We start from the raw sequence: 19,957 nt of genomic DNA on the forward strand, positions 1-19,957 counted from the left end.
ATCGACCACATCGACAACTGGAGCGACGGCGGCGCCACCGACCTGGACAAACTCGGACCCACCTGCCAGTTCCACAACCGCGACCGCTACCGAAATCCCGACCGCTACCAGCTCCGCCGGGGAGACGGCAAACGATGGGCCTTCACCTACACCGGCCCCCGGGCAGCCAGGAGTGCATGATCACATCAACGTCGACATCACTTAGCCGGATTGGCTACTCCATGTTATCGATTGGTAACAATAGGCAAGTCTCGCCCCATACGCTTCCCGCTGCTCTTCGCGGCCGAGACGCCGCTGTGCCTCGCGGGCTTGTGATCCGTCCTTCCGGTCTGGCCTGGTGCCCCTGCCCACGTGCCCACGTGCTCTGATCTCGTGCCGAGGGCTCGCGGGGGCTGGGCATGTGGTTGGGGCTATGTGGTGCGGCTATGTGGCCTGGCCCTATGGTCCGCCGTGCGGACGGATCGCGATGGTCCGCCGTGCGGACGGATCAGCGCGGTGGGGCATACCGTCTGATGATGAGGGAAGGGCTCCGGCGTGCCCGTCATCAGCCTCACCGCTACAGACCTCACCACCGGAAGTCTCGCGGTTACAGCCGTAACCACCAGAGGTAAGCCCCAGACATGAACGCCACGGGCATGAGAACCGGAGGCATGCGCGCCATCGGCACGAGTGCTGGAGGCGTGAGCGCTGTGGGCATGAGCGCCACAGCACGAACCATCACGCAAAACATCACGGGAACCACCACGGGAACCACCGTTGGTCCCGGTGTGATCGGCCTCGCTGTTGTCGATCGCACCATTGCCCGGACGGGAGCGTGATGGATCCCTGGACGCTGGCCTACGAGGGCTTTGACCCGAACGAGGAGGGGTTGCGCGAGGCCCTCTGCACCCTGGGCAACGGTCGCTTCGCCACCCGGGGGGCGGCGCCGGAGGCCGAGGTCGACGAGGTGCACTATCCCGGAACCTACATCGCCGGCTGCTACGACCGGCTCGTCTCGTCCGTCGCCGGATATGACGTGACGAACGAAGACATGGTCAACGCGCCCAACTGGTTGCCCCTGACCTTCGCCACTCCTGGCTCCGGGTGGTTCTCGCCACGCACCACCGACCTGCTGGAGTACCGGCAGGAACTGGACCTGCGCCATGCCATCCTCCGCCGGCTGATCCGGTTCCGGGACGAGGACGGCCGGATCACCGTCGTACGGCAGCGCCGCCTGGTCTCCATGGCCGACCCGCAGTTGGCCGCGCTGGAGACGACCTTCACCGCTGAGAACTGGTCGGGACCTCTGCTCGTACGTGCCGCGCTCGACGGGCGGGTGACCAACAGCGGCGTACCGCGGTACCGCGACCTGCGCGGCGATCACCTGACCGCCCACGCCACCGGGGCGGACGGGGACATCCTCTGGCTGCGCGCCCGTACTCGCTCGTCGGCGGTCGTGATCGCGCTCGCCGCGCGGGTGGAGGCCGGGTCGCCGGGGCACGAGGTCGAGCGGGACCCGGAGATGATCGCGCGGGAGCACACCCTGGAACTGGTGCGCGGCCGTCCGACGCTGGTGGTGAAGACGGTCGCGCTCGTGACGTCCCGCGACCATGCCGTCGCCGGTCCCTCCGAGACGGCGGTCCGGCGGGTACGGCTCGCGCCGGGGTTCGAGCCGCTGCTTGAACGGCACCGCCTCGCCTGGGTCGGGTTGTGGGGGCGGGCCCGGCTGGACGTCGATGCTCCGAAGGCGCAGCGCAATGTCCGGTTGAACGTCTTCCACGTGCTGCAGACGTTGTCGCCGCACACCGCCGACCTCGATGTGGGGGTGCCCGCGCGCGGCCTCCATGGAGAGGCGTACCGGGGGCACGTGTTCTGGGACGAGCTTTTCGTACTGCCCTGGCTGAACCTGCGCTTCCCCGAGATCGCACGCGGCCTGCTGCGCTACCGCTGGCGGCGCTTGCCCGAGGCCCGGGCCGCCGCGTCCGCCGTGGGCCTGTCAGGGGCGATGTTCCCCTGGCAGAGCGGCGGCGACGGGCGGGAGGAGACGCAGTCCCTGCACCTCAACCCCCGGTCCGGCCGGTGGCTGCCGGATCATTCGCGCCTGCAGCGCCATGTCGGGCTGGCGATCGCCTACAACGTGTGGCAGCACTACCTGGTCACCGGTGACCTGGAGTTCCTCGCCGACTTCGGGGCCGAGCTACTGATCGAGATCGCCCGGTTCTTCGCCTCGATGGCGCGACTCGACCCCGGATCCGGCAGGTACGAGATCCACGGCGTGATGGGACCGGACGAGTACCACGACGCCTACCCGGGCGCCGCCTTGCCGGGGCTGGACAACAACGCGTACACGAACGTCATGACGGTCTGGCTGCTGCTCCGGGCGGAGGAGACGCTCCGGTTGTTGCCTCGGCGGTCCTACGAGGAACTCGTCGCGCGGCTCGGCCTCGACGCCACCGAGACGGAGCGCTGGGAGGACATCACTCGCGGAATGCGAGTGGACTTCCACGACGGAGTGATCAGCCAGTTCACCGGCTACTCCGGCCTGCTCGAACTCGACTGGGCGCGTTACCGCGGCGTGCGCCGGCTCGACCGCGAGCTTGAGGCCGAGGGCGACAGCGTCAACCGCTACCAGGCGTCCAAGCAGGCTGACGTGCTCATGCTGTTCTACCTGCTCACCTCCAAGGAACTGGAGGAGATTCTCGACCGGCTCGGCTACCGGACCGAGCCCGGCATGATCCTCCGTACGGTCCACTACTACCTCGCCCGTACCTGCCATGGATCGACGTTGAGCGCGGTCGTGCACGGCTGGGTGCTGGCGCGGTGCGACCGGTCGGGATCCTGGCAGTTCTTCACGGAGACGCTCACCGCCGACGTGATCGACGTCCAGGGCGGCACGACGGCCGAAGGTGTGCACCTGGGCGCGATGGCGGGCACGCTCGACCTGCTCCAACGCTGTTATCTGGGGCTGGAGATCCGTCATGACGGACTGCATCTGAACCCGCTGCTGCCCGACCGGCTGGCCGGGCTCTCGCTGCGGATCCGCTATCGGGGTGCGGAGTTGTCGATCCGGGCCGATTCCGGTGAGATCCGGATCGGCCGAGCCGACGACGGTCCGGACACCGTGGCCGTGACCGTACACGGCCGATCCACCAGGCTGGGACGCCGCGAGAGCCGCGCCTTCCCTCTGCCGGATGAGACGCTCCCGGCGGCTGAATGTCTTTAGCCGGAGACCGGCGCCATGCCGGGGTTGGGTACTGCGAGGCCGGATGCGAGGATCCGGCTATGTCTGGACGTGGTGGTGAGGAGCATCTCATGACAGGTTCTGCCGTACCGGTGGCGTTGTTCGCCGCGCTGTTCGATGACGCCGCGCTGTTCCCGCCGGGGAACGCGCCGATGAGCGCGGCGATTCCGGGGCACCGCCGTCATCGCACGTCGTGGTACGCCGATTTCGTGGGCCCCTTCGTCTGCGCGGACACACGGCTCGCCGAGGTGCCCGCCGACGTCGCGGTCAGCGTCGTGGTGACCGGAGGCGCGGCGGCGATCGCCGGGCTCGGCCCGCTGCCGCACGCGGCCGCCCTCGAGGTGCCCGGCGTCGAGACCGCGGCGGACGCCGAGGCGGCCGTGGCCGCCCTTCGCGCGAGCCGTCCTGAGGGGAGCGCCGGGTTCGTCGAGGTACCGCGTGGCGCGTCGAGGCCCGCCGTTCTCGACGTGCTGGCGGGAACGGAGTTCTTCGCCAAGTTCCGTACCGGCGGCACCGTCGCGTCGGCCTTCCCTTCGGAGGCCGAGCTCGCGGAGGCGGTCGTCGGATGCGCGGCCCGGGGGCTGCCGTTCAAGTGCACCGCGGGACTGCACCACGCGGTGCGGCACACCGCGCCGGACACCGGATTCGAGCATCACGGGTTCCTCAACGTCCTGCTCGCCACCCGCGCGGCGACGGACGGCGTGTCCGGAGTGCCCGGCGCGTCCGGTGCCTCCGAGGCGGACGTCGCGGAGCTGCTCGCCCTGCGTGACGGTGCGGCCGTCGCCGACCTGATCCGCGCGTTCACCGCGGATGACGTCGACCGGGTGCGCCGGATGTTCCTCTCGTACGGCACCTGCGACATCGCCGAGCCGATCGAGGACCTGGCCGCCCTCGGCCTGATCGTCGTCCCCGATGCGCTTGAGCAGCAGGTGTGACGTCCGGCTCCGGCCGCGGATCTCGGCTCGCACCGGGGGAGTCACGGTCGCGAGATTCGACCCGGACTCTTTCGTCTCCGGTCGGAGGTGGCGTCCTCGTCAGCCGGAGTAGCGGTGACGTTGCCCCCGGCCCCGGTTCCGGCCCTGCCGGTCCCAGGGGGCGGGCAGCGCCGTGTCACATGGCGTGCTGTTGCGGCTTCGCCTCCACCCACCGCTGGGCCGCGTCGGCGCTGTCCCGCAGCGTCGCCAGCAGGTCGGCCAGGACCTCGTGGTCCATGTAGGCCGTCTCGTTGATCGACGACGAATGTGTTCTCACCTTCTCGGCCAGGGAGTCGATCGCTCCCAGGGCTCCGACGATGTGCCGGGTTTCCTCAGAATTCAGATCGCACATGCATTCAACGTAAGAAGGGGATGCCCGGCCGTACAGGATCGTGAAGGTCGGAACCCTCTGTCCCGCCGGACACGCACCTCGGGGTGCCGCCACCGTTGACAGGCGGGCCGCACTTCTCACCGAGGTACCCGGCTGGAAGGATGCTGGTCGTGTCTCCCGAGGAGCCGGCCCTGCGCCTGCCACGAGCCACCGTCTTCGCGGCGGTGTGCGTCGGGGTCTCCGCGGGCGGACACGTCCTCGCGGGCGGCGGCCCGGTTCCGCCCGATGTGATGGCGCTCGGCGCCCTGGGTGCCCTGGCGTTGGCGTACGCGCTCAACGGTCGCGAGCGCGGTCCCGAGGTGGTGCTGACGGCGACGATCGGCGCGCAGGTCCTGCTGCACGAGTTGTTCGCATTATCCGCGCCCGTGACGTCGGCGGTGTCCGAGATCTCCGATATGTCGACGACGTCTGAGATGCCGCCTACGCAGGGCATGCAGGCCATGCCGGTCGCGCTGTCCGATGCCGGACACGGCGGCCATCCCGGCCTGGGAATGTCGCTGGCGCACCTCGTGCTCGCGGTCTCGACGGGCTGGTGGCTGTATCGCGGTGAGAGCGCGGTGTGGCTCATGTTGCGCCTGTGGGGCGCGGCGCCGTTGGCCGTGTTGCGCTGGATCCGCGCTGCATCGACTGGCACCTTCGCGCCTCCGGCCCGGCCGGTAACGCCGTCCGAGCCCGGGCCGTACGTCGGCAGGGAGGTCGCGGCGGCGATCCATCGGCGCGGTCCGCCGCCGTGCCTCGCGTCGGTTATGAGTCGCTGAACGGCGTAGCCGCCGAACCCCCTGGAGATCCGCAGCGATCCGCAGCGATCCGCTGTGATCTGTTTCAGGGGGCGATGGCCGCCGCGCGGCTGGACATGTCCAACGGCTGAGGGCCGGCGCGCCTGGTGATCGTACGCTCCGCGATGCGGCGGGAGCGTTTCAGCTTGCCCGGTATGGTCCGGGATTCCCGGTATGGAGTCAGTGATGGCATTGTTGCCACGGTTGTTCCGCGGCGGCCTCGTGGCCGCGCTCGGCTGCGGGTTCTTCCTCACCCTGACGGCTAACGCCGCGCACGCCCACGACAGCCTGAAGAGCAGTTCCCCCGCCCGGAACGCCCAGGTCGACGACCTCAAGGAGATCGAGCTCGACTACAGCGCCCAGGTCCGGTTCCCCGTCGTCGTCATGCGCGACGGTGCCGGGAAGGCGGTCGCGATCGGCACAGCGCGGGTCGACGGGTCCAAGGTTCTCGCCGACGTCACCGCCTCGCTGTCGCCGGGCGGCTACGTGATCGCCTGGCGTGTCGTCTCCTCGGACGGCCATCCCATCGAGGGGGAGATCCCGTTCACCGTGACCGGTTCGGGAGGCTCTGGCTCGGGAAGCTCTGGCTCGGGAAGTTCTGTATCCCCCGTCCCGACGACCTCCATCTCCGCTTCGAGTGCCGCGGCCTCGCCTGAGCCCTCGCCCTCGGTCGCCGCGCCCGTACAGGCGTCCGCCTCGGCGGTGGGCGCGGGAGGGGCGTCGCGCGGCCCCGGCGGGTGGATCTGGGGCGGACTGGTCGCCCTCGCGGTGGTCGGGCTGTTCGTCTGGCTGCGCAACAGCCGTGGCAATCCCCCCGGCCAGCCGGAGGAGCAGAGCCGGGCATAGGGCGGTCACGGCGTCACGCGCTCACGAAGAAGACCACGACGGCAGCGTGGAGGGACGGCGAGAGGGGCAGAGGGGGCGGGGAAGCGCGACCGGCCACGGCACGAGCGACGGCACGAGTGACAGGACGAGCCACAGGTACGGCTGATCAGTCGCACGCTTCCCGGTGCCTGCCGTCAGGGCCGTGTTCCCGGCTCCAGGCGGAGCACCTCCTCGGGGGTGCGCGGATCGGGCGCGTCGGCGGGCAGGCCACCGACGGCGCGCAGCACCCGTCCCACCGCGGGACCCCACGCGGGACGGAGCGAGGCGTCGCGCAGCAGAGCCGAGTCGGTGAGCAGGCTGTCCGCCGCGCCGGTACGGAGCCTTCCTCGCGAGATGATCGCGGCCTCGTCGGCCCATCGGTGGGCGAAGTCGACGTCGTGTGTGGACGCGATGATCGTGGTCCCGCCCGCGCTCAGCCGCCGAAGGGTCGCCAGCAGCGCCTCGGCGCCCGCCGGATCGAGCCCGGCAGTGGGCTCGTCCAGGATGAGCACCAGCGGGCGCAGGGCGAGCGCCCCGGCGATGGCGACTCGCTTGCGCTGGCCGAAGGACAGCAGATGGGTGGGCTGTTCCGTCAGCGGGACGATCTCCATGTCCTCCAGCGCCGCGGTCACCCGCGCCGCCACGGTGGCCGGCGGCAGCCCGAGGTTCAGCGGGCCGAAGGAGACGTCCTGGCTGACGGTGGCGGCGAAGAGCTGGTCGTCCGGATCCTGGTGCACGAACTGGACCTGGGTACGGAACTCGCTCAAGGCCGTCCGCCCGTAACCGAGGGGCCGGCCGTGCAGCATGATCCGGCCCGCCGCCGGGCGGAGGCCCCCGCAGAGGAGGCGCAGCAGCGTGGTCTTCCCACCCCCGTTGGGCCCGAGAACGGCGAGCGCGGTGCCCTGGGACACCTCCATGCTGAGTTCCGAGAAGACCGGGGGTGATCCCGGATACGAGTACGAGAGCCGGTCGGCGGCGAGCACTACGGTCATACGGCCACCCCTTTCAGCCAGAGCTTCGGTCAGTGCTCCGGTCAGTGCTTCGAGTAATGCTTCGAGTAATGCTCCGGGTAGAGCTCAGGCGACGGTGCACGCGGAGGTCAGCGCGAGGGTCAACCCGGCAGAAACGAGACCGGGAAGCGGGGCCAGCGCCAGAAAGCGGCCGGTCAGAGGGAGGCTGTCGACGCTGACAGCGAGGCTTCCCGTGTAGCCGCGGTCGCTCAGTCCGGCCTCCAGACGGCGTGCCCGGTCGAAGGACAGGACGAAGACCTGGGCGGCCAGCCCGATGACCGATCTCCACCGGGTCCGCCACGACCGGGTGCCCAGCCGGTCCGCCTGGGCGCGTCGGATGGCGTTGACCGTCTCCAGCACCACGGACAGCATGCGGTAGACCAGCCCGGCCACCTCCGCGAGACCGGACAGGCCGGGCCGGCGCGCGATCCGGGGCAGTACGTCGGCCAGTGGGGTCGTCATGGCGAACAGGAGCTGGCAGAAGACGGCGGCCACGCAACGGCCGATCACCTCGCCCGCCCGGACCGCGCCGCCGGGTGCCCAGGCGAGCCCGGACGTGTCGACGCTGATCAGGAAGGTAACCGAGCCGGTGACGATGAACGCCAGCGGGGCGCGCGCCGAGCGCAGGAACGCGCGCGGCGGTACGCGGGCCCAGCCCAGCGCGACCACGAGAGTGATCACCGCCGTGATGGGAGCACCCGGCCAGGGCGGCAACAGCAGGGCACTCAGGAGCAGCCCTCCCGCCAGTACCGCCTTGGCCGCGGGATGGCGCCGCCGCCACGGACTCCGATAGGCGGCGACGTCGATGGCGAGCACGTGCCCGGCTCAGGAGGTAGGCGCGCCGGGCCCGGCGGCGTCGAGACCTGCCGCCGAACCCGGCACCGCGTGACCCGCGGCTGTGCGGCCCGGCGCTGTGTGACCCGCTGATGCGGGCCGCAGCTTGTTGCGGGTACGCGCGACGCCGAAGTAGTAACCGAGGAAACCGGCGCCGATCGCCGCCTGCAACGCGAACAGCGCGGACTCGATCTCCCCCGACGGAGGCTCGTACAGCGAGGAGAACCACGGCTCGTAGTCCGGCGCGAGCTCGGTGATCGCCGTCTCCGCCTGCGTGTCCGCGCCGGTGAACGGCTCCTCCTTCCCCTCACCCGATCCGATCGCCAGCGGCAGTACGGCGAGCGCGGCGACGGCGGCCAGTAGGAGCAGGTTGATGAGGACGTTGCGCTTCACGACGCCACCTGGCCTTCCTTCAGGACGCGGAGCCGGATCAGCTCGGCCGCGCTGGTGGAGCGGAGCAGGCGCACGACGAGCACGGTGAGCAGCCCCTCGCTGACGGCGAGCGGGATCTGGGTCACCGCGAAGATCGCGCCGAACTTGGTCAGAGCGCCGGTGAAGCCGCCGGCCGGGTCCGGGAAGGCGAGCGCCAGCTGGGCCGACGTCACGCAGTACGTCACCAGGTCGGCGACGAAGGCCCCGGCGAAGACCGCGCCGAGCAGCCCTCCGCCCAGGCGCCGGACCAGCGTGTACGCGCCGTAACCGGCCCACGGTCCGACGATCGCCATGGAGAACGCGTTGGCCCCGAGCGTGGTGATCCCGCCGTGGGCCAGCAGCAACGCCTGGAACAGCAGGGTGATCGTGCCCAGCACGGTCATCACCGGCGGCCGGAACAGGATGGCCCCCAGGCCGGTGCCCGTGGGGTGCGAGCAACTGCCGGTGACCGAGGGGATCTTCAGCGCGGACAGGACGAAGCAGAAGGCGCCCGACGCCCCCAAGAGCAGCTTCGCCTCGGGGTTCTCCTTGATCTGACGATTGAGGCGAACGACACCGTGGACGACGAAGGGAGCGGCGGCGACCGTCCAGGCCGCCGCGTGCAAGGGAGGGAGGAATCCCTCGGCGATGTGCATGGTGAAACCCGACCTTTCCAGCACCTCGTGGATGGTGTTTCCGTGCCTTGGCCGGTCTCCTGGCTGACGGGTTGGCACATCTCGCTCGCCTTCCCAGGCGGCTGGCGCCCAGTGGCTTCCGCGTACGCGGATGAGTGAGACGATTCCCGATCACAGTGGCGAGGGCCGCGCCGGACTTGCGTCCCGACTGGGGCGCGCACCGGACTTCCCGTTTGCCGAGGCGGACTCAGCGTAAGCCTGATCTCCATTTAGCGACAAGGCGGGGTATCTGCCTATAACTCGCAGGTACGGGCCGACCGGTGGGAGCGGCCCCTACGAGCCGGTGTGCTCGGTCAGGGGAGCGTCACGGGTGCTGGAAGCCCTTGCCGGTCCGGTCGAGGCCGCTCGCCACCCGGTCACCGCGAAGTTGACGATCGCGAGCCCCGCGGGATACGTTCCCGAGGATTCGCGGTGGTCCGAGGGAAGTCCGGTGAGATGCCGGTGCGGTCGCGCCACTGTATCCGGAACGCGAGTTCCGGGAGCCAGGTCACTTGGCCGCCGCGTCCTCATCTGGCGGGACGCGTCATCCCAAGGAGGCATCGATGAGCGAGCCGACGACCTCGCATCCCCGTCCCTTCTCCGTCCGGGGACGACGGCTCGCGACGGTCTCCCCACCCGCCGTCCCCCGTCGCCGGCCCGTGTCCTGACCCCCGTCACAGGCTGCGCGCGTCCGGTGGATGCCTGGTGGTGCCCCCGCCTCCGTGTCAAGCACTCCGGCCGTACGTCCACAAATCCCCGAGTCCGCCGCGCTCTCCTGCCGCACTTCCACCCGCCCGCCTCCGCGCGCGAGGACAGGACCATCCAGAAGGGATCTTTGTGATCACCGCCTATCCGTTCAGCGCCGTCGTGGGGCTCGACGATCTCAAGCTGGCCTTGATCCTCAACGCGGTCTCTCCTCGGGTGGGCGGCGTACTGGTGCGTGGAGAGAAGGGAACGGCCAAGTCCACCATCGTCCGCGCGCTGGCCGCGCAGCTGCCGCCTGTCGAGGTAGTCGCCGGATGTCGGTTCGCCTGTGACCCCTCCGCTCCCGACCCGTCCTGCCCCGACGGGCCGCATGGTGTCGACGAGGGGTGGCGGGCACGACCGGCCGCGCTGGTGGAACTGCCCGTCGGCGCCTCGGAGGACCGGCTGGTGGGCGCGCTCGACATCGAACGGGCGCTCACCGAAGGGGTCAAGGCGTTCGAACCCGGTCTTCTCGCCGCCGCTCACCGGGGCGTTCTCTACGTCGACGAGGTCAACCTGCTGCACGACCACCTCGTGGACCTGTTGCTCGACGCCGCCGCGCTCGGCACCTGCTTCGTCGAGCGCGAGTCCGTGTCGGTACGGCACGCGGCGCGGTTCCTGCTCGTGGGCACCATGAACCCCGAGGAGGGCGAGTTGCGGCCCCAGCTCCTGGACCGGTTCGGGCTGACCGTCGAGGTGCGGGCGTCCCGGGATCCGGCCGAACGTGCCGAGGTCGTACGGCGCCGCCTGGCCTTCGACGCCGACCCCGGAGCGTTCGCGGCGAGGTGGGAGGCCGAGGAGGCGGCGCTGGCCCGGCGGATCCTCCAGGCCAGGGAACGGGTCGCGGAGGTCGTCCTGCCCGACGCCCGGCTACGCCAGATCGCGGCGGTGTGCGCAGCGTTCGAGGTCGACGGGCTGCGCGCCGACCTGGTCACCGCCAACGCCGCCATCGCGCACGCGGCCTGGCGGGGCCGTACCGAGGTGACGACCGAGGACGTACGCGAGGCCGCCCGGCTCTCCCTGCCGCACCGCCGGCGGCGTGATCCGTTCGACGCGCCCGGTTTGGACGAGTCCCACCTCGACGACCTCCTCTCCCAGCACGGTGACTCCCAGCACGGTGACTCCCACAACGGGGACCATGACCCGGATCCGGACGACGACCCGGACGGTCCAGGCGGCCCCGGTGGTCCGGACGGCCCCGGTGCGGACGGTCCCGGTGGCGGCTCACTCGGGTCGGATTCCCCACGGGAGGACGGCGGGTCGCCGGACGGTCCGCCGGCCGAGCGGGTGATCGCCGCGGCGGAGCCGTACCGGGTGCGCGCCTTCCAGGTGCCGGGCCTGGGAGACGGCGCCTCCGGCCGGCGGTCGCGGGCGCGTACCCCGAACGGCCGCACCACCGGCTCGCGCGTTCCGGCCGGGCGGCTCCAGCGGCCGCATCTGGCCGCGACCCTGCGCGCCGCCGCGCCGTACCAGCGTGAGCGCGGCCGTACCGGGCCCGGCCTGCTGGTCCGCGACACCGACCTGCGCGAGGCGATACGCGAAGGCAGGGAGGGCAATCTCGTGCTGTTCGTGGTGGACGCGAGCGGCTCGATGGCGGCGCGCAGGCGCATGCGCGAGGTCAAGGCGGCGGTGCTGAGCCTGCTCCTGGACGCCTACCAGCGGCGGGACAAGGTCGGGCTGATCACCTTCAGGGGGTCCGGTGCCGATCTGGTGTTGCCGCCGACCTCCTCGGTCGAGGCGGGTGCGGCGCGGTTGCGGGAGCTGCCGACCGGCGGCCGTACCCCGCTGGCCGCCGGGTTGCGCCGCGCGGCCGAGGTGCTGCGCGTGGAACGGCTGCGTGATCCCGCCAGGCGGCCGTTGCTGGTGGTGGTCACGGACGGCCGGGCCACCTCCGGGTCCGACGTGGCCGGGGCGGTCGCCCGGCTCGCCGGTACCGCCGGTGTCGTGGTGGACTGCGAGAGCGGTCCGGTACGGCTGGGCCTGGCTCTCGACCTCGCCGCCCGGCTGGGCGCGCCCGCCGTACGGCTTGACGCGCTGGCGGCCGGTGGCCTCGGCGCGCTGGTCCGCGAGCAGAGGGACGGACGAAGAGGCGAGCCGCGGAACGACTACAGGAGGGCGGTCTGAGATGCCGCAGGGCAAGCCGGCGATCGTGCCGGACGACGGCCTCACCACGCGGCAGCGCCGTACCCGGCCGTTGCTGATCGTGCACACGGGGCCGGGGAAGGGCAAGTCCACCGCCGCGTTCGGGATGGCGCTGCGCGCCTGGAACCAGGGGTGGCCCGTCGGGGTGTTCCAGTTCGTCAAGTCGGCCAAGTGGCGCATCGGCGAGGAGCGCGCGCTGCGGGTGCTCGGTGAATCCGGCGAGGGCGGCCCGGTGACCTGGCACAAGATGGGCGAGGGCTGGTCGTGGATCCAGAGGCCGGGCAGCGAGGAGGACCACGCCGCCGACGCCCGCGAGGGCTGGGAGCAGATCAAGCGTGACCTGGCCGCCGAGACCTACCGTTTCTACGTGCTGGACGAATTCACCTATCCCCTGAAATGGGGCTGGCTGGACGTCGCCGAGGTGGTCGACACCCTGGCGGCGCGACCGGGCGTCCAGCACGTCGTGATCACCGGCAGGGACGCCGACCCGAGACTGGTCGAGGCCGCCGACCTGGTGACCGAGATGGGCAAGATCAGGCATCCCATGGACGCCGGGCAGAAGGGCCAGAAGGGCATCGAATGGTGATCCCGCGCCTGGTGATCGCCGCGCCGTCCTCGGGCAGCGGGAAGACCACGGTCGCGACGGGCCTGATGGCGGCGCTGCGCGCGCGGGGGCTGCGGGTCTCGCCGCACAAGGTCGGGCCGGACTACATCGACCCCGGCTACCACGCTCTCGCCACCGGCCGTCCCGGCCGCAACCTGGACCCCTGGCTGACCGGTGAGGAACTGGTCGCGCCGCTGTTCCTGCACGGTGCGCGGGACGCCGACCTCGCCGTGGTCGAGGGTGTCATGGGCCTGTACGACGGGGCCGGGCTGGAGGAGTTCGCCTCCACCGCGCACGTCGCGCGGCTGATCGGCGCGCCCGTGGTCCTGGTGGTGGACGCCGCGAGGCAGGGCCGTTCCGTCGCCGCGCTGGTGCAGGGCTTCGTCTCGTTCGACACGCGGGTACGGCTGGCGGGGGTGATCCTCAACCGGGTCGGCTCCGAGCGGCACGAGGAGATCTGCCGGGCCGCGCTGGCGGAGAGCGGCGTGCCGGTGCTCGGCGTGATCCCCCGGGTGGACGGTGTGGCGACCCCGTCCCGCCATCTCGGCCTGATCCCCGCCGCCGAACGCCGTGCGGACGCGGTGGCGGCGGTCGACCGGATGAGCGCGCTGATCGCCGAGTCCTGCGACCTCGACGAGTTGGTGGCGCTGGCCCGTTCGGCGCCGCCGCTTCCGGGCTCGCCCTGGAGTCCGCCGTTGTTCGAACAGCATCCGCCCACCGGCTCGCGGCCGGTCGTGGCCGTGGCGGGCGGCTCGGCGTTCACCTTCGGGTACGCCGAGCAGGTCGAGCTGCTGGCCGCCGCCGGCGCCGACGTGGTGACGTTCGACCCGCTCAGGGAGGAACGCCTTCCGGAGGGCGCCGGGGCGATCGTCATCGGCGGCGGCTTCCCCGAGATGTACGCGGCGGAGTTGTCCGCCAACGAACCGCTGCGCCGCGAGGTGGCGGCTTTCGGCGGGCCGATCGTGGCCGAGTGCGCGGGGCTTCTCTACTTGGCGCGCGAGCTGGACGGCCATCCGATGTGCGGGCGGCTCCAGATCACCGCGACGATGACGGGCAGGCTCACGCTCGGCTATCGCGACGCGGTGGCGACCGCCGATTCCGTGCTCACCCGCGAGGGTGAGCGCTATCGCGGCCACGAGTTCCACCGCACGGCCACCGACCCGGGGCACGCGGAGCGGCCGCTGTTCCGGTGGCGGGGCTCGGCCGACGGGTTCGGCGAGCCCCTCCTGTCCGCGTCCTATCTCCACCTGCACTGGGCCGGCAGCCCCGGGCTGGCCGCCCGCCTGGTCGCGGCCTGCCGTCACCCGGTGGCGGAGAGCGGCGGCCGGCGTTCCGGCTGAGGACCGGTGCTACCGGGTGGTGTGGAAGGGGGCGACCTCGCCGATCGCCTGGTCGAGGATCGCCAGGCCCAGCGAGATCTCGTCCTTCGTGGACGTGAGGGCGGGCGCGATGCGGAAGACACCGCCCATGCCGGGGAGTTGCACGATGTTCATGTGCAGGCCGAGTTCGAGGCAGCGCTGGGTGACCTGCGCGCCGAGCGCGTCGGACGTCTGCTTCGTCTCCCGGTCGAGGACGAGTTCGAGCCCCACCAGCAGGCCCCGGCCCCGGATGTCCCCGACCACGTCGTGACGCTCGCCGATCTCGTCGAGTCCCTGGCGGAGGAAGGCGCCGAGCTCCGCGGCGCGGGCGTCCATGTGCTCACGTTCCAGCACATCGAGCACGGTGTTGCCGACCGCGGCGACGAGCGGGTCCGAGACGTGGGTGGTGAAGAAGAGGAAGCCGCGCTCGTGCGCCTCCCGCTCGATCTCGGCACTCGTGATCACCGCGGCCAGCGGCAGGCCGGCGCCGAGGGTCTTGGACAGCGTCAGGATGTCGGGGACGACACCGTCGCGTTCGAAGGCGTACCAGTTTCCGGTACGGCAGAGGCCGGTCTGCGCTTCGTCGAGGATCAGCAGCATGCCGCGTTCCCGGCACTTCTCCTTGAGCGCGGCGAGATAGCCCGGGGGCGGCTCGATGATCCCGCCGGAGCTGAGGATGGGCTCGACGATGCAGGCGGCCAGGCTCCCGGTCGACTGCGCGTCGATGAGCTCGAAGGAGAAGTCCAGCTGCCGCCGCCAGTCCAGCTCACCGTCCGGCGTCGTGAAGTCGGGCCGGTACGGGTTGGGCGTGGGGATGGCGAAGTTGCCGGGAGCGGTGGGGCCGTATCCCTTGCGGCCGGAACTGTAGGTGGCGTTCGCGGCGGCCTGCGTCATGCCGTGCCAGGACCGGGCGAAGGACACGATCTCGTGCTTTCCGGTGACGAGCTTGGCCATCCGGATGGCCGCCTCGTTGGACTCGGCGCCGGTCGTCAGCAGCAGCGCCTTCTCCAGCTGGGCGGGCAGGGTGCCGGCCAGCCTCCGGGCGAGATCGACGACGGGTCGGCTCAGCATCCCGCTGTACAGGTGGTCGAGTGAGGAGATCTGCCGCTTCACCGTGGCCACGATCTCGGGATGCGAATGGCCCAGGATCGAGCTCATCTGCCCGGACGTGAAGTCGAGGATCCTCCGGCCGTCCTCCGTGAACAGGAAGCTCCCGGCCGCGTGGTCGATGATCTCGCGGGTGAACCGGCCGGCGCCGGAATAGCGGACGAGATGCCGGTCGGCGTCGTCCCAGAACTTCGCGGTGACGTCGGCGCTTGACGGTGGGGTATTGATCGAGCTGGCCATGCGGCGACGATATGAACGCGCGAGCATCATGTCCATCTCACAAATCTGGCTTCACTGTGAAGCAATGCTGCACAAGGATGTCGGGCATGACCCTGAACCCCTGGCGGTTGCGGTTGCTGAGCCAGCTGGACACGCTGGGCACCATCCGGGCCGTGGCCCAGGCCGTCAACACGAGCCCGTCGAGCGTCTCCCAGCAGCTTTCCGTGCTCGAGGCCGAAACGCGCGCGCGGCTGCTCGAACGCACGGGGCGCCGCGTCAGGCTGACGCCGGCCGGTCTCATCCTGGCGCGGCGGGCCAGGGTCATCCTCGACCAGATGGCGGCGGTCGAGGCCGAGCTGCGCGGCCTGGCGCAGGAGCCGGTGGGGGTGGTGCGGCTCGCGGCCTTCCAGAGCGCGATCCACTCTCTCGCCGTCCCGGCCGTGACCCGGCTCGCGGGCTCTCATCCGCACATCGACGTCGAACTCCACGAACTCGAACCGCACGCGAGCATGGGCGCGCTGCGCGGCGGCGACGTGGACATCATCATCACGACCACGGACTATGTGGAGTCGCCCATCGACCCGGACATCGACATCATCCCCCTGGCCACCGATCCCGTCGTCCTGGTCCTGCCGCCCGACCATCCCGCGGCGGCCAGGGAGTCGGTGGACATCACCGCGTGCGCAGACGAGGACTGGGCCTTCGACATGCCCGGCTCCTATCTGTCGAACCTCGCGACCAGGCTCTGCCGCCAGGCGGGTTTCGAGCCCCGGGTGGTGTGCCGGTTCAACAACTACATGATCACGCTGCAGCATGTGGAAGCCGGACACTCCATCGCCCTCCTGCCCGGACTCGCGGCGCTACCGGGTGCTGACGCGGTCGCTGAGGTTCCCGGTCGAACGCAACATCACCGCCGCCATCAGGAAGAACTCCCGCCCTGCCGTCAACGTCGTCCTCGACGTCCTGCGGCGCGGCCCGGACAGGACCTAACGATCCTCCAGGTCGCCCTCCACCGTGAGGTAGACCTCGCGCAGCGCGTCCAGGACCTCCGGGTCGGGGTGCTGCCACATCTCGCGGTCGGCCGCTTCGAGCAGGCGCTCGGCGATGCCGTGCAGGGCCCACGGGTTCGACTCGGTCATGAACGCCCGGTTCTCCGGGTCGAGGACGTACGCGGCGGCCAGCCGGTCATACATCCAGTCGGCCACCACACCGGTCGTCGCGTCGTACCCGAACAGGTAGTCCACGGTGGCGGCCAGCTCGAACGCGCCCTTGTAGCCGTGGCGGCGCATCGCCGCCAGCCAGTTGGGATTGACCACCCGGGCGCGGAAGACCCGCGCGGTCTCCTCGTGCAGGGTCCTGGTGCGGACCGCGTCCGGGCGGGTGCTGTCTCCCACGTACGCGGCGGGCGCCCGGCCGGTCAGGGCGCGTACGGTGGCGATCATCCCGCCGTGGTACTGGAAGTAGTCGTCGGAGTCGGCGATGTCGTGCTCGCGGGTGTCGATGTTCTTGGCGGCCACCGCGATCCGCCGGTACGCGCTCTCCATGTCCTGCCGGGCGGGCACCCCGTCGAGGTCGCGACCGTAGGCGTAGCCGCCCCACACGGCGTACACCTCGGCCAGGTCGGCGTCGTCGCGCCAGTTGCGGCTGTCGATGAGCGGGAGCAGACCGGCGCCGTACGCGCCCGGCCGGGAGCCGAAGATCCGCAGCGTGGCGCGCCGCTCGTCGCCGTGGGCCGCGCGGTCGGCCTCGGCGTGCGCACGTACGTAGTTGTCCTCGGCGGTTTCGTCCAGGCCCGCCACCAGTCGTACCGCGTCGTCCAGCATCGTGACGACATGGGGGAACGCGTCCCTGAAGAACCCGCTGACGCGTACGGTCACGTCGACGCGCGGCCTGCCGAGCTCGGGCAGCGGGATCGGTTCGAGGCCGCCGACCCTCCGGGACGCCTCGTCCCAGACCGGTCGTACGCCGAGGAGCGCGAGCACCTCGGCCACGTCGTCACCCGAGGTGCGCATGGCGCTGGTGCCCCAGACGGACAGGCCGACGGAACGCGGCCACTCGCCGGTGTCGCTCCGGTACCTGTCGAGCAGCGAGTCAGCCATCGCCTGCCCGGTCTCCCAGGCCAGCCGGCTCGGCACCGCCCTCGGGTCGACGGAGTAGAAGTTCCGCCCGGTCGGCAGCACGTTGACCAGCCCGCGCAGCGGCGAGCCGCTCGGCCCCGCCGGGACGTAGCCGCCGTCGAGCGCGTGGAGCAGCGCGCCGATCTCGTCCGTGGTCCGGGCGAGCCGGGGCACGATCTCCTCCGCCGCGAACCCGAGGATCCGCTCCACGGCCGCCGCGACCTCGGAGGCGCCGAGGACGGAGGTGGTCACGGGACGGACGGCGGACGGCTCCCAGCCGTGCTCCTCCATGCCCTCGACGAGGGCGCGGGCCAGGGCCTCGGCCTCGTCCACGGTCACGCGGGAGGCGGCGCCGTCCTCCGCCAGGCCGAGAGCCTCACGCAGGCCGGGCAGCGCCTCCTGACCGGCCCAGATCTGGCGGGCCCGCAGCATGGCCAGGACGAGGTCCACCCGGACCTTCCCCTCGGGGGCGACGCCGAGCACGTGCAGGCCGTCGCGGATCTGGGCGTCCTTGACCTCGCACAACCAGCCGTCCACGTGCAACAGGAAGTCGTCGAACTCGGTGTCGTGCGGCCGGTCGGCGATGCCCAGGTCGTGATCGAGCCGGGCGGCCTGGATCAGCGTCCAGATCTGCGCTCGGATCGCGGGAAGCTTGGCCGGGTCCATGGCCGCGATCGAGGCGTGCTCGTCCAGCAGCTGCTCCAGCCTGGCGATGTCGCCGTACGTCTCCGCGCGGGCCATCGGCGGCACCAGGTGATCGACCAGTACGGCGTGCGCCCGCCGCTTGGCCTGGGTTCCCTCGCCCGGATCGTTCACCAGGAACGGATAGACCAGCGGGAGGTCGCCGAGTGCCGCGTCGGGCCCGCAGGACGCCGACATCCCCGCGGACTTGCCGGGCAGCCACTCCAGGTTGCCGTGCTTTCCGACGTGCACGATCGCGTGCGCGCCGAACTCGTCGGCCAGCCACCGGTAGGCGGCCAGGTAGTGATGGCTCGGCGGCATGTCGGGGTCGTGGTAGATCGCGATCGGGTTCTCCCCGAACCCGCGCGGCGGCTGCACCATCACCACGAGGTTCCCCGCGCGCAGGGCGGCCAGCACGATCTCCCCGGCGGGGTCGCGGGACCGGTCGACGAACAGCTCGCCGGGCGGCGGCCCCCAGTGGCCCTCGACGTCCGCGCGCAGGTCCGCGGGCAGTGTCTCGAACCAGGCGCGGTACCGCGCGGCCGGGATCCGCACCGGGTTGGCCGCCAGCTGCTCCTCGGTGAGCCAGTCCTGGTCCTGACCGCCCGCCGCGATGAGCGCGTGGATCAGCGCGTCGCCGTCCTGCTCCGCCACACCGGGGAAGCCCGCTCCGAGGTCGTAGCCCGTCTCCTTCATGGCCGCGAGCAGCCGGACCACGCTGGCGGGGGTGTCGAGGCCGACCGCGTTGCCGATCCGCGAGTGCTTCGTCGGATAGGCGGACAGCATCACCGCGATCCGACGCTCCGGCGCCGGGACGTGCCGCAGCAGGCCGTGCCGTACCGCGATGCCGGCGACCCGCGCCGCACGCTCGGGATCGGCCGCGTAGACGGTCAGGCCGTCGCCGTCGACCTCCTTGAACGAGAACGGCACGGTGATGATCCGCCCGTCGAACTCCGGGATCGCCACCTGGGACGCGGCGTCGAGCGGGGACAGGCCGTCGTCGTCCTCGCGCCACGCGTCACGTCCCGTGGTCAGGCACAGGCCCTGCAGGATCGGCACGTCGAGCTCCGCGAGCGCGCCGACGTCCCACGCCGCGTCGTCGCCTCCGGCCGACGCGGTCGCCGGACGGGTGCCGCCCGCCGCGAGCACGGTGACGACCAGGGCGTCCACGCGCCGCAGGGTGGCCAGCAGCTCGGGCTCGGCGGTGCGCAGCGAACCGCAGTAGACGGGCACCGCCTGCCCGCCCGCGTCCTCGACGGCCCGGCACAGCGTCTCGACGAACGCGGTGTTCCCGGCGACATGGTGGGCGCGGTAGTAGAGCACGCCGATGACCGGTCCGTCCGCGCGCCGGGCGACACGCTCCAGGGGTCCCCACGTGGGCAGCGGCTCGGGCGGAGCGAAGCCGTTCCCGGTGAGCAGCACCGTGTCGGAGAGGAAGGCGTGCAGCTGGGCCAGGTTCGCCGGGCCGCCGTGCGCGAGGTACGCGTGCGCCTCGGCGCACACCCCGCCCGGCACCGTGGACAGCTCCATCAGCTCGGCGTCGGGCGCCTGCTCGCCGCCGAGCACCACGACCGGCCGGGGGCCGGCGAGCAGCGCGTCCAGCCCGTCCTCCCAGGCCCGGCGCCCGCCGAGGAGCCGTACGAGGACGAGGTCGGCGCCCTCCACCAGGGCGGGCAGGTCCGGGACCGTGAGCCTGGCCGGGTTGCCCAGCCGGTAGCCCGCCCCGCTCTCCCGGGCACTGAGCAGGTCGGTGTCGGAGGTCGACAGCAGGAGGATGCCAGGAGACGGCACAGAGCGCACGAGAAAGTCCTCCCTCGGGGTCCTCGCCCCG

16 protein-coding genes, 1 pseudogene and 1 riboswitch are annotated in these 19,957 nt (G+C 71.5%); of the genes and pseudogenes, 10 read left to right on the forward strand and 7 right to left on the reverse strand.

What is annotated here, in order from left to right; genetic code table 11:
* From AB0I59_RS38985 to AB0I59_RS38995, 3 genes are all read left to right on the forward strand, one after another.
* Positions 1-180, forward strand: a 180-nt coding sequence (locus AB0I59_RS38985; protein ID WP_358141436.1) for an HNH endonuclease signature motif containing protein, incomplete at its 5' end; no start/stop codon positions are given.
* Positions 181-817: 637 nt separating this feature from the next.
* Positions 818-3,202: a glycoside hydrolase family 65 protein gene (locus tag AB0I59_RS38990; protein ID WP_358141439.1), complete on the forward strand. Its 2,385-nt coding sequence runs from the start codon at positions 818-820 to the stop codon at positions 3,200-3,202.
* A gap of 89 nt (positions 3,203-3,291) precedes the next feature.
* Positions 3,292-4,155, forward strand: coding sequence for a hypothetical protein (locus AB0I59_RS38995; protein WP_358141442.1), 864 nt, complete (start codon positions 3,292-3,294; stop codon positions 4,153-4,155).
* 175 nt (positions 4,156-4,330) lie between these two features.
* Here AB0I59_RS38995 and AB0I59_RS39000 read toward each other — a convergent pair whose 3' ends face one another.
* Positions 4,331-4,546, reverse strand: a complete 216-nt coding sequence (locus AB0I59_RS39000) for a hypothetical protein (RefSeq protein WP_228648826.1) — start codon at positions 4,544-4,546, stop codon at positions 4,331-4,333.
* Between the two features lie 149 nt (positions 4,547-4,695).
* Between AB0I59_RS39000 and AB0I59_RS39005 the strand changes: the two genes are divergently transcribed.
* Together AB0I59_RS39005 and AB0I59_RS39010 are read left to right on the forward strand one after the other, a co-directional pair.
* Complete coding sequence (locus AB0I59_RS39005; protein ID WP_358141445.1) at positions 4,696-5,343, forward strand: hypothetical protein; 648 nt, start codon at positions 4,696-4,698, stop codon at positions 5,341-5,343.
* A 204-nt stretch (positions 5,344-5,547) separates the two neighbouring features.
* A complete protein-coding gene (locus AB0I59_RS39010) occupies positions 5,548-6,207 on the forward strand; it encodes a copper resistance CopC family protein (protein WP_358141448.1) in 660 nt (219 codons plus the stop codon).
* A gap of 173 nt (positions 6,208-6,380) precedes the next feature.
* Here AB0I59_RS39010 and AB0I59_RS39015 read toward each other — a convergent pair whose 3' ends face one another.
* From AB0I59_RS39015 to AB0I59_RS39030, 4 genes are all read right to left on the reverse strand, one after another.
* A complete protein-coding gene (locus AB0I59_RS39015) occupies positions 6,381-7,217 on the reverse strand; it encodes an energy-coupling factor ABC transporter ATP-binding protein (RefSeq protein ID WP_358141450.1) in 837 nt (278 codons plus the stop codon).
* Between the two features lie 84 nt (positions 7,218-7,301).
* The gene (gene cbiQ / locus AB0I59_RS39020; RefSeq protein ID WP_358141453.1) at positions 7,302-8,051 is read right to left on the reverse strand and encodes a cobalt ECF transporter T component CbiQ; all 750 of its coding nucleotides are present in this window, start codon (positions 8,049-8,051) and stop codon (positions 7,302-7,304) included.
* A gap of 9 nt (positions 8,052-8,060) precedes the next feature.
* A complete protein-coding gene (locus tag AB0I59_RS39025) occupies positions 8,061-8,462 on the reverse strand; it encodes an energy-coupling factor ABC transporter substrate-binding protein (protein WP_358141457.1) in 402 nt (133 codons plus the stop codon).
* Positions 8,459-9,160 (reverse strand): energy-coupling factor ABC transporter permease, encoded by a 702-nt coding sequence (locus tag AB0I59_RS39030; protein ID WP_228649031.1) that lies wholly within the window; start codon positions 9,158-9,160, stop codon positions 8,459-8,461. Before AB0I59_RS39030 ends, AB0I59_RS39025 begins: the two co-directional genes overlap by 4 nt.
* A gap of 8 nt (positions 9,161-9,168) precedes the next feature.
* Positions 9,169-9,386: riboswitch (cobalamin riboswitch) on the reverse strand.
* Positions 9,387-9,985: 599 nt separating this feature from the next.
* Here AB0I59_RS39030 and AB0I59_RS39035 point away from each other — a divergent pair.
* From AB0I59_RS39035 to AB0I59_RS39045, 3 genes are read left to right on the forward strand one after another with little or no spacing between them, the layout of a single operon-like run.
* Positions 9,986-12,022 carry a putative cobaltochelatase gene (locus AB0I59_RS39035; protein ID WP_435831185.1) on the forward strand — a complete coding sequence of 679 codons (2,037 nt, stop codon included), beginning with the start codon at positions 9,986-9,988 and terminating at the stop codon, positions 12,020-12,022.
* Position 12,023: 1 nt separating this feature from the next.
* Positions 12,024-12,626, forward strand: a complete 603-nt coding sequence (gene cobO, locus AB0I59_RS39040) for a cob(I)yrinic acid a,c-diamide adenosyltransferase (protein WP_061261301.1) — start codon at positions 12,024-12,026, stop codon at positions 12,624-12,626.
* Positions 12,620-13,984, forward strand: a complete 1,365-nt coding sequence (locus AB0I59_RS39045) for a cobyrinic acid a,c-diamide synthase CobB (protein ID WP_358141466.1) — start codon at positions 12,620-12,622, stop codon at positions 13,982-13,984. Before cobO ends, AB0I59_RS39045 begins: the two co-directional genes overlap by 7 nt.
* A gap of 9 nt (positions 13,985-13,993) precedes the next feature.
* Here AB0I59_RS39045 and AB0I59_RS39050 read toward each other — a convergent pair whose 3' ends face one another.
* Positions 13,994-15,349, reverse strand: coding sequence for an aspartate aminotransferase family protein (locus tag AB0I59_RS39050; protein ID WP_061261299.1), 1,356 nt, complete (start codon positions 15,347-15,349; stop codon positions 13,994-13,996).
* An 86-nt stretch (positions 15,350-15,435) separates the two neighbouring features.
* Here AB0I59_RS39050 and AB0I59_RS39055 point away from each other — a divergent pair.
* Positions 15,436-16,161, forward strand: a pseudogene (locus tag AB0I59_RS39055) (LysR family transcriptional regulator); the annotation flags it as partial.
* Positions 16,142-16,318 (forward strand): hypothetical protein, encoded by a 177-nt coding sequence (locus tag AB0I59_RS39060; RefSeq protein WP_358141469.1) that lies wholly within the window; start codon positions 16,142-16,144, stop codon positions 16,316-16,318. The pseudogene AB0I59_RS39055 and the gene AB0I59_RS39060, both read left to right, overlap by 20 nt.
* On the opposite strand, the gene cobN is transcribed toward AB0I59_RS39060, so the two are convergent.
* Positions 16,315-19,926: a cobaltochelatase subunit CobN gene (cobN, locus tag AB0I59_RS39065; protein ID WP_358141472.1), complete on the reverse strand. Its 3,612-nt coding sequence runs from the start codon at positions 19,924-19,926 to the stop codon at positions 16,315-16,317. The genes AB0I59_RS39060 and cobN overlap by 4 nt on opposite strands.
* Positions 19,927-19,957: the final 31 nt, after the last annotated feature.

This window comes from Microtetraspora glauca (assembly GCF_040656155.1).
GTDB lineage: Bacteria > Actinomycetota > Actinomycetes > Streptosporangiales > Streptosporangiaceae > Microtetraspora > Microtetraspora glauca.

Coding starts and splice junctions, on each gene's coding strand:
- AB0I59_RS39060 (WP_358141469.1), top strand. CDS start 16,142: ATGTGGAAGCCGGACACTCCATCGCCCTCCTGCCCGGACTCGCGGCGC.
- AB0I59_RS39015 (WP_358141450.1), bottom strand. CDS start 7,217: ATGACCGTAGTGCTCGCCGCCGACCGGCTCTCGTACTCGTATCCGGGA.
- cobO (WP_061261301.1), top strand. CDS start 12,024: ATGCCGCAGGGCAAGCCGGCGATCGTGCCGGACGACGGCCTCACCACG.
- AB0I59_RS38995 (WP_358141442.1), top strand. CDS start 3,292: ATGACAGGTTCTGCCGTACCGGTGGCGTTGTTCGCCGCGCTGTTCGAT.
- AB0I59_RS39045 (WP_358141466.1), top strand. CDS start 12,620: ATGGTGATCCCGCGCCTGGTGATCGCCGCGCCGTCCTCGGGCAGCGGG.
- AB0I59_RS39000 (WP_228648826.1), bottom strand. CDS start 4,546: ATGTGCGATCTGAATTCTGAGGAAACCCGGCACATCGTCGGAGCCCTG.
- AB0I59_RS38990 (WP_358141439.1), top strand. CDS start 818: ATGGATCCCTGGACGCTGGCCTACGAGGGCTTTGACCCGAACGAGGAG.
- AB0I59_RS39050 (WP_061261299.1), bottom strand. CDS start 15,349: ATGGCCAGCTCGATCAATACCCCACCGTCAAGCGCCGACGTCACCGCG.
- AB0I59_RS39010 (WP_358141448.1), top strand. CDS start 5,548: ATGGCATTGTTGCCACGGTTGTTCCGCGGCGGCCTCGTGGCCGCGCTC.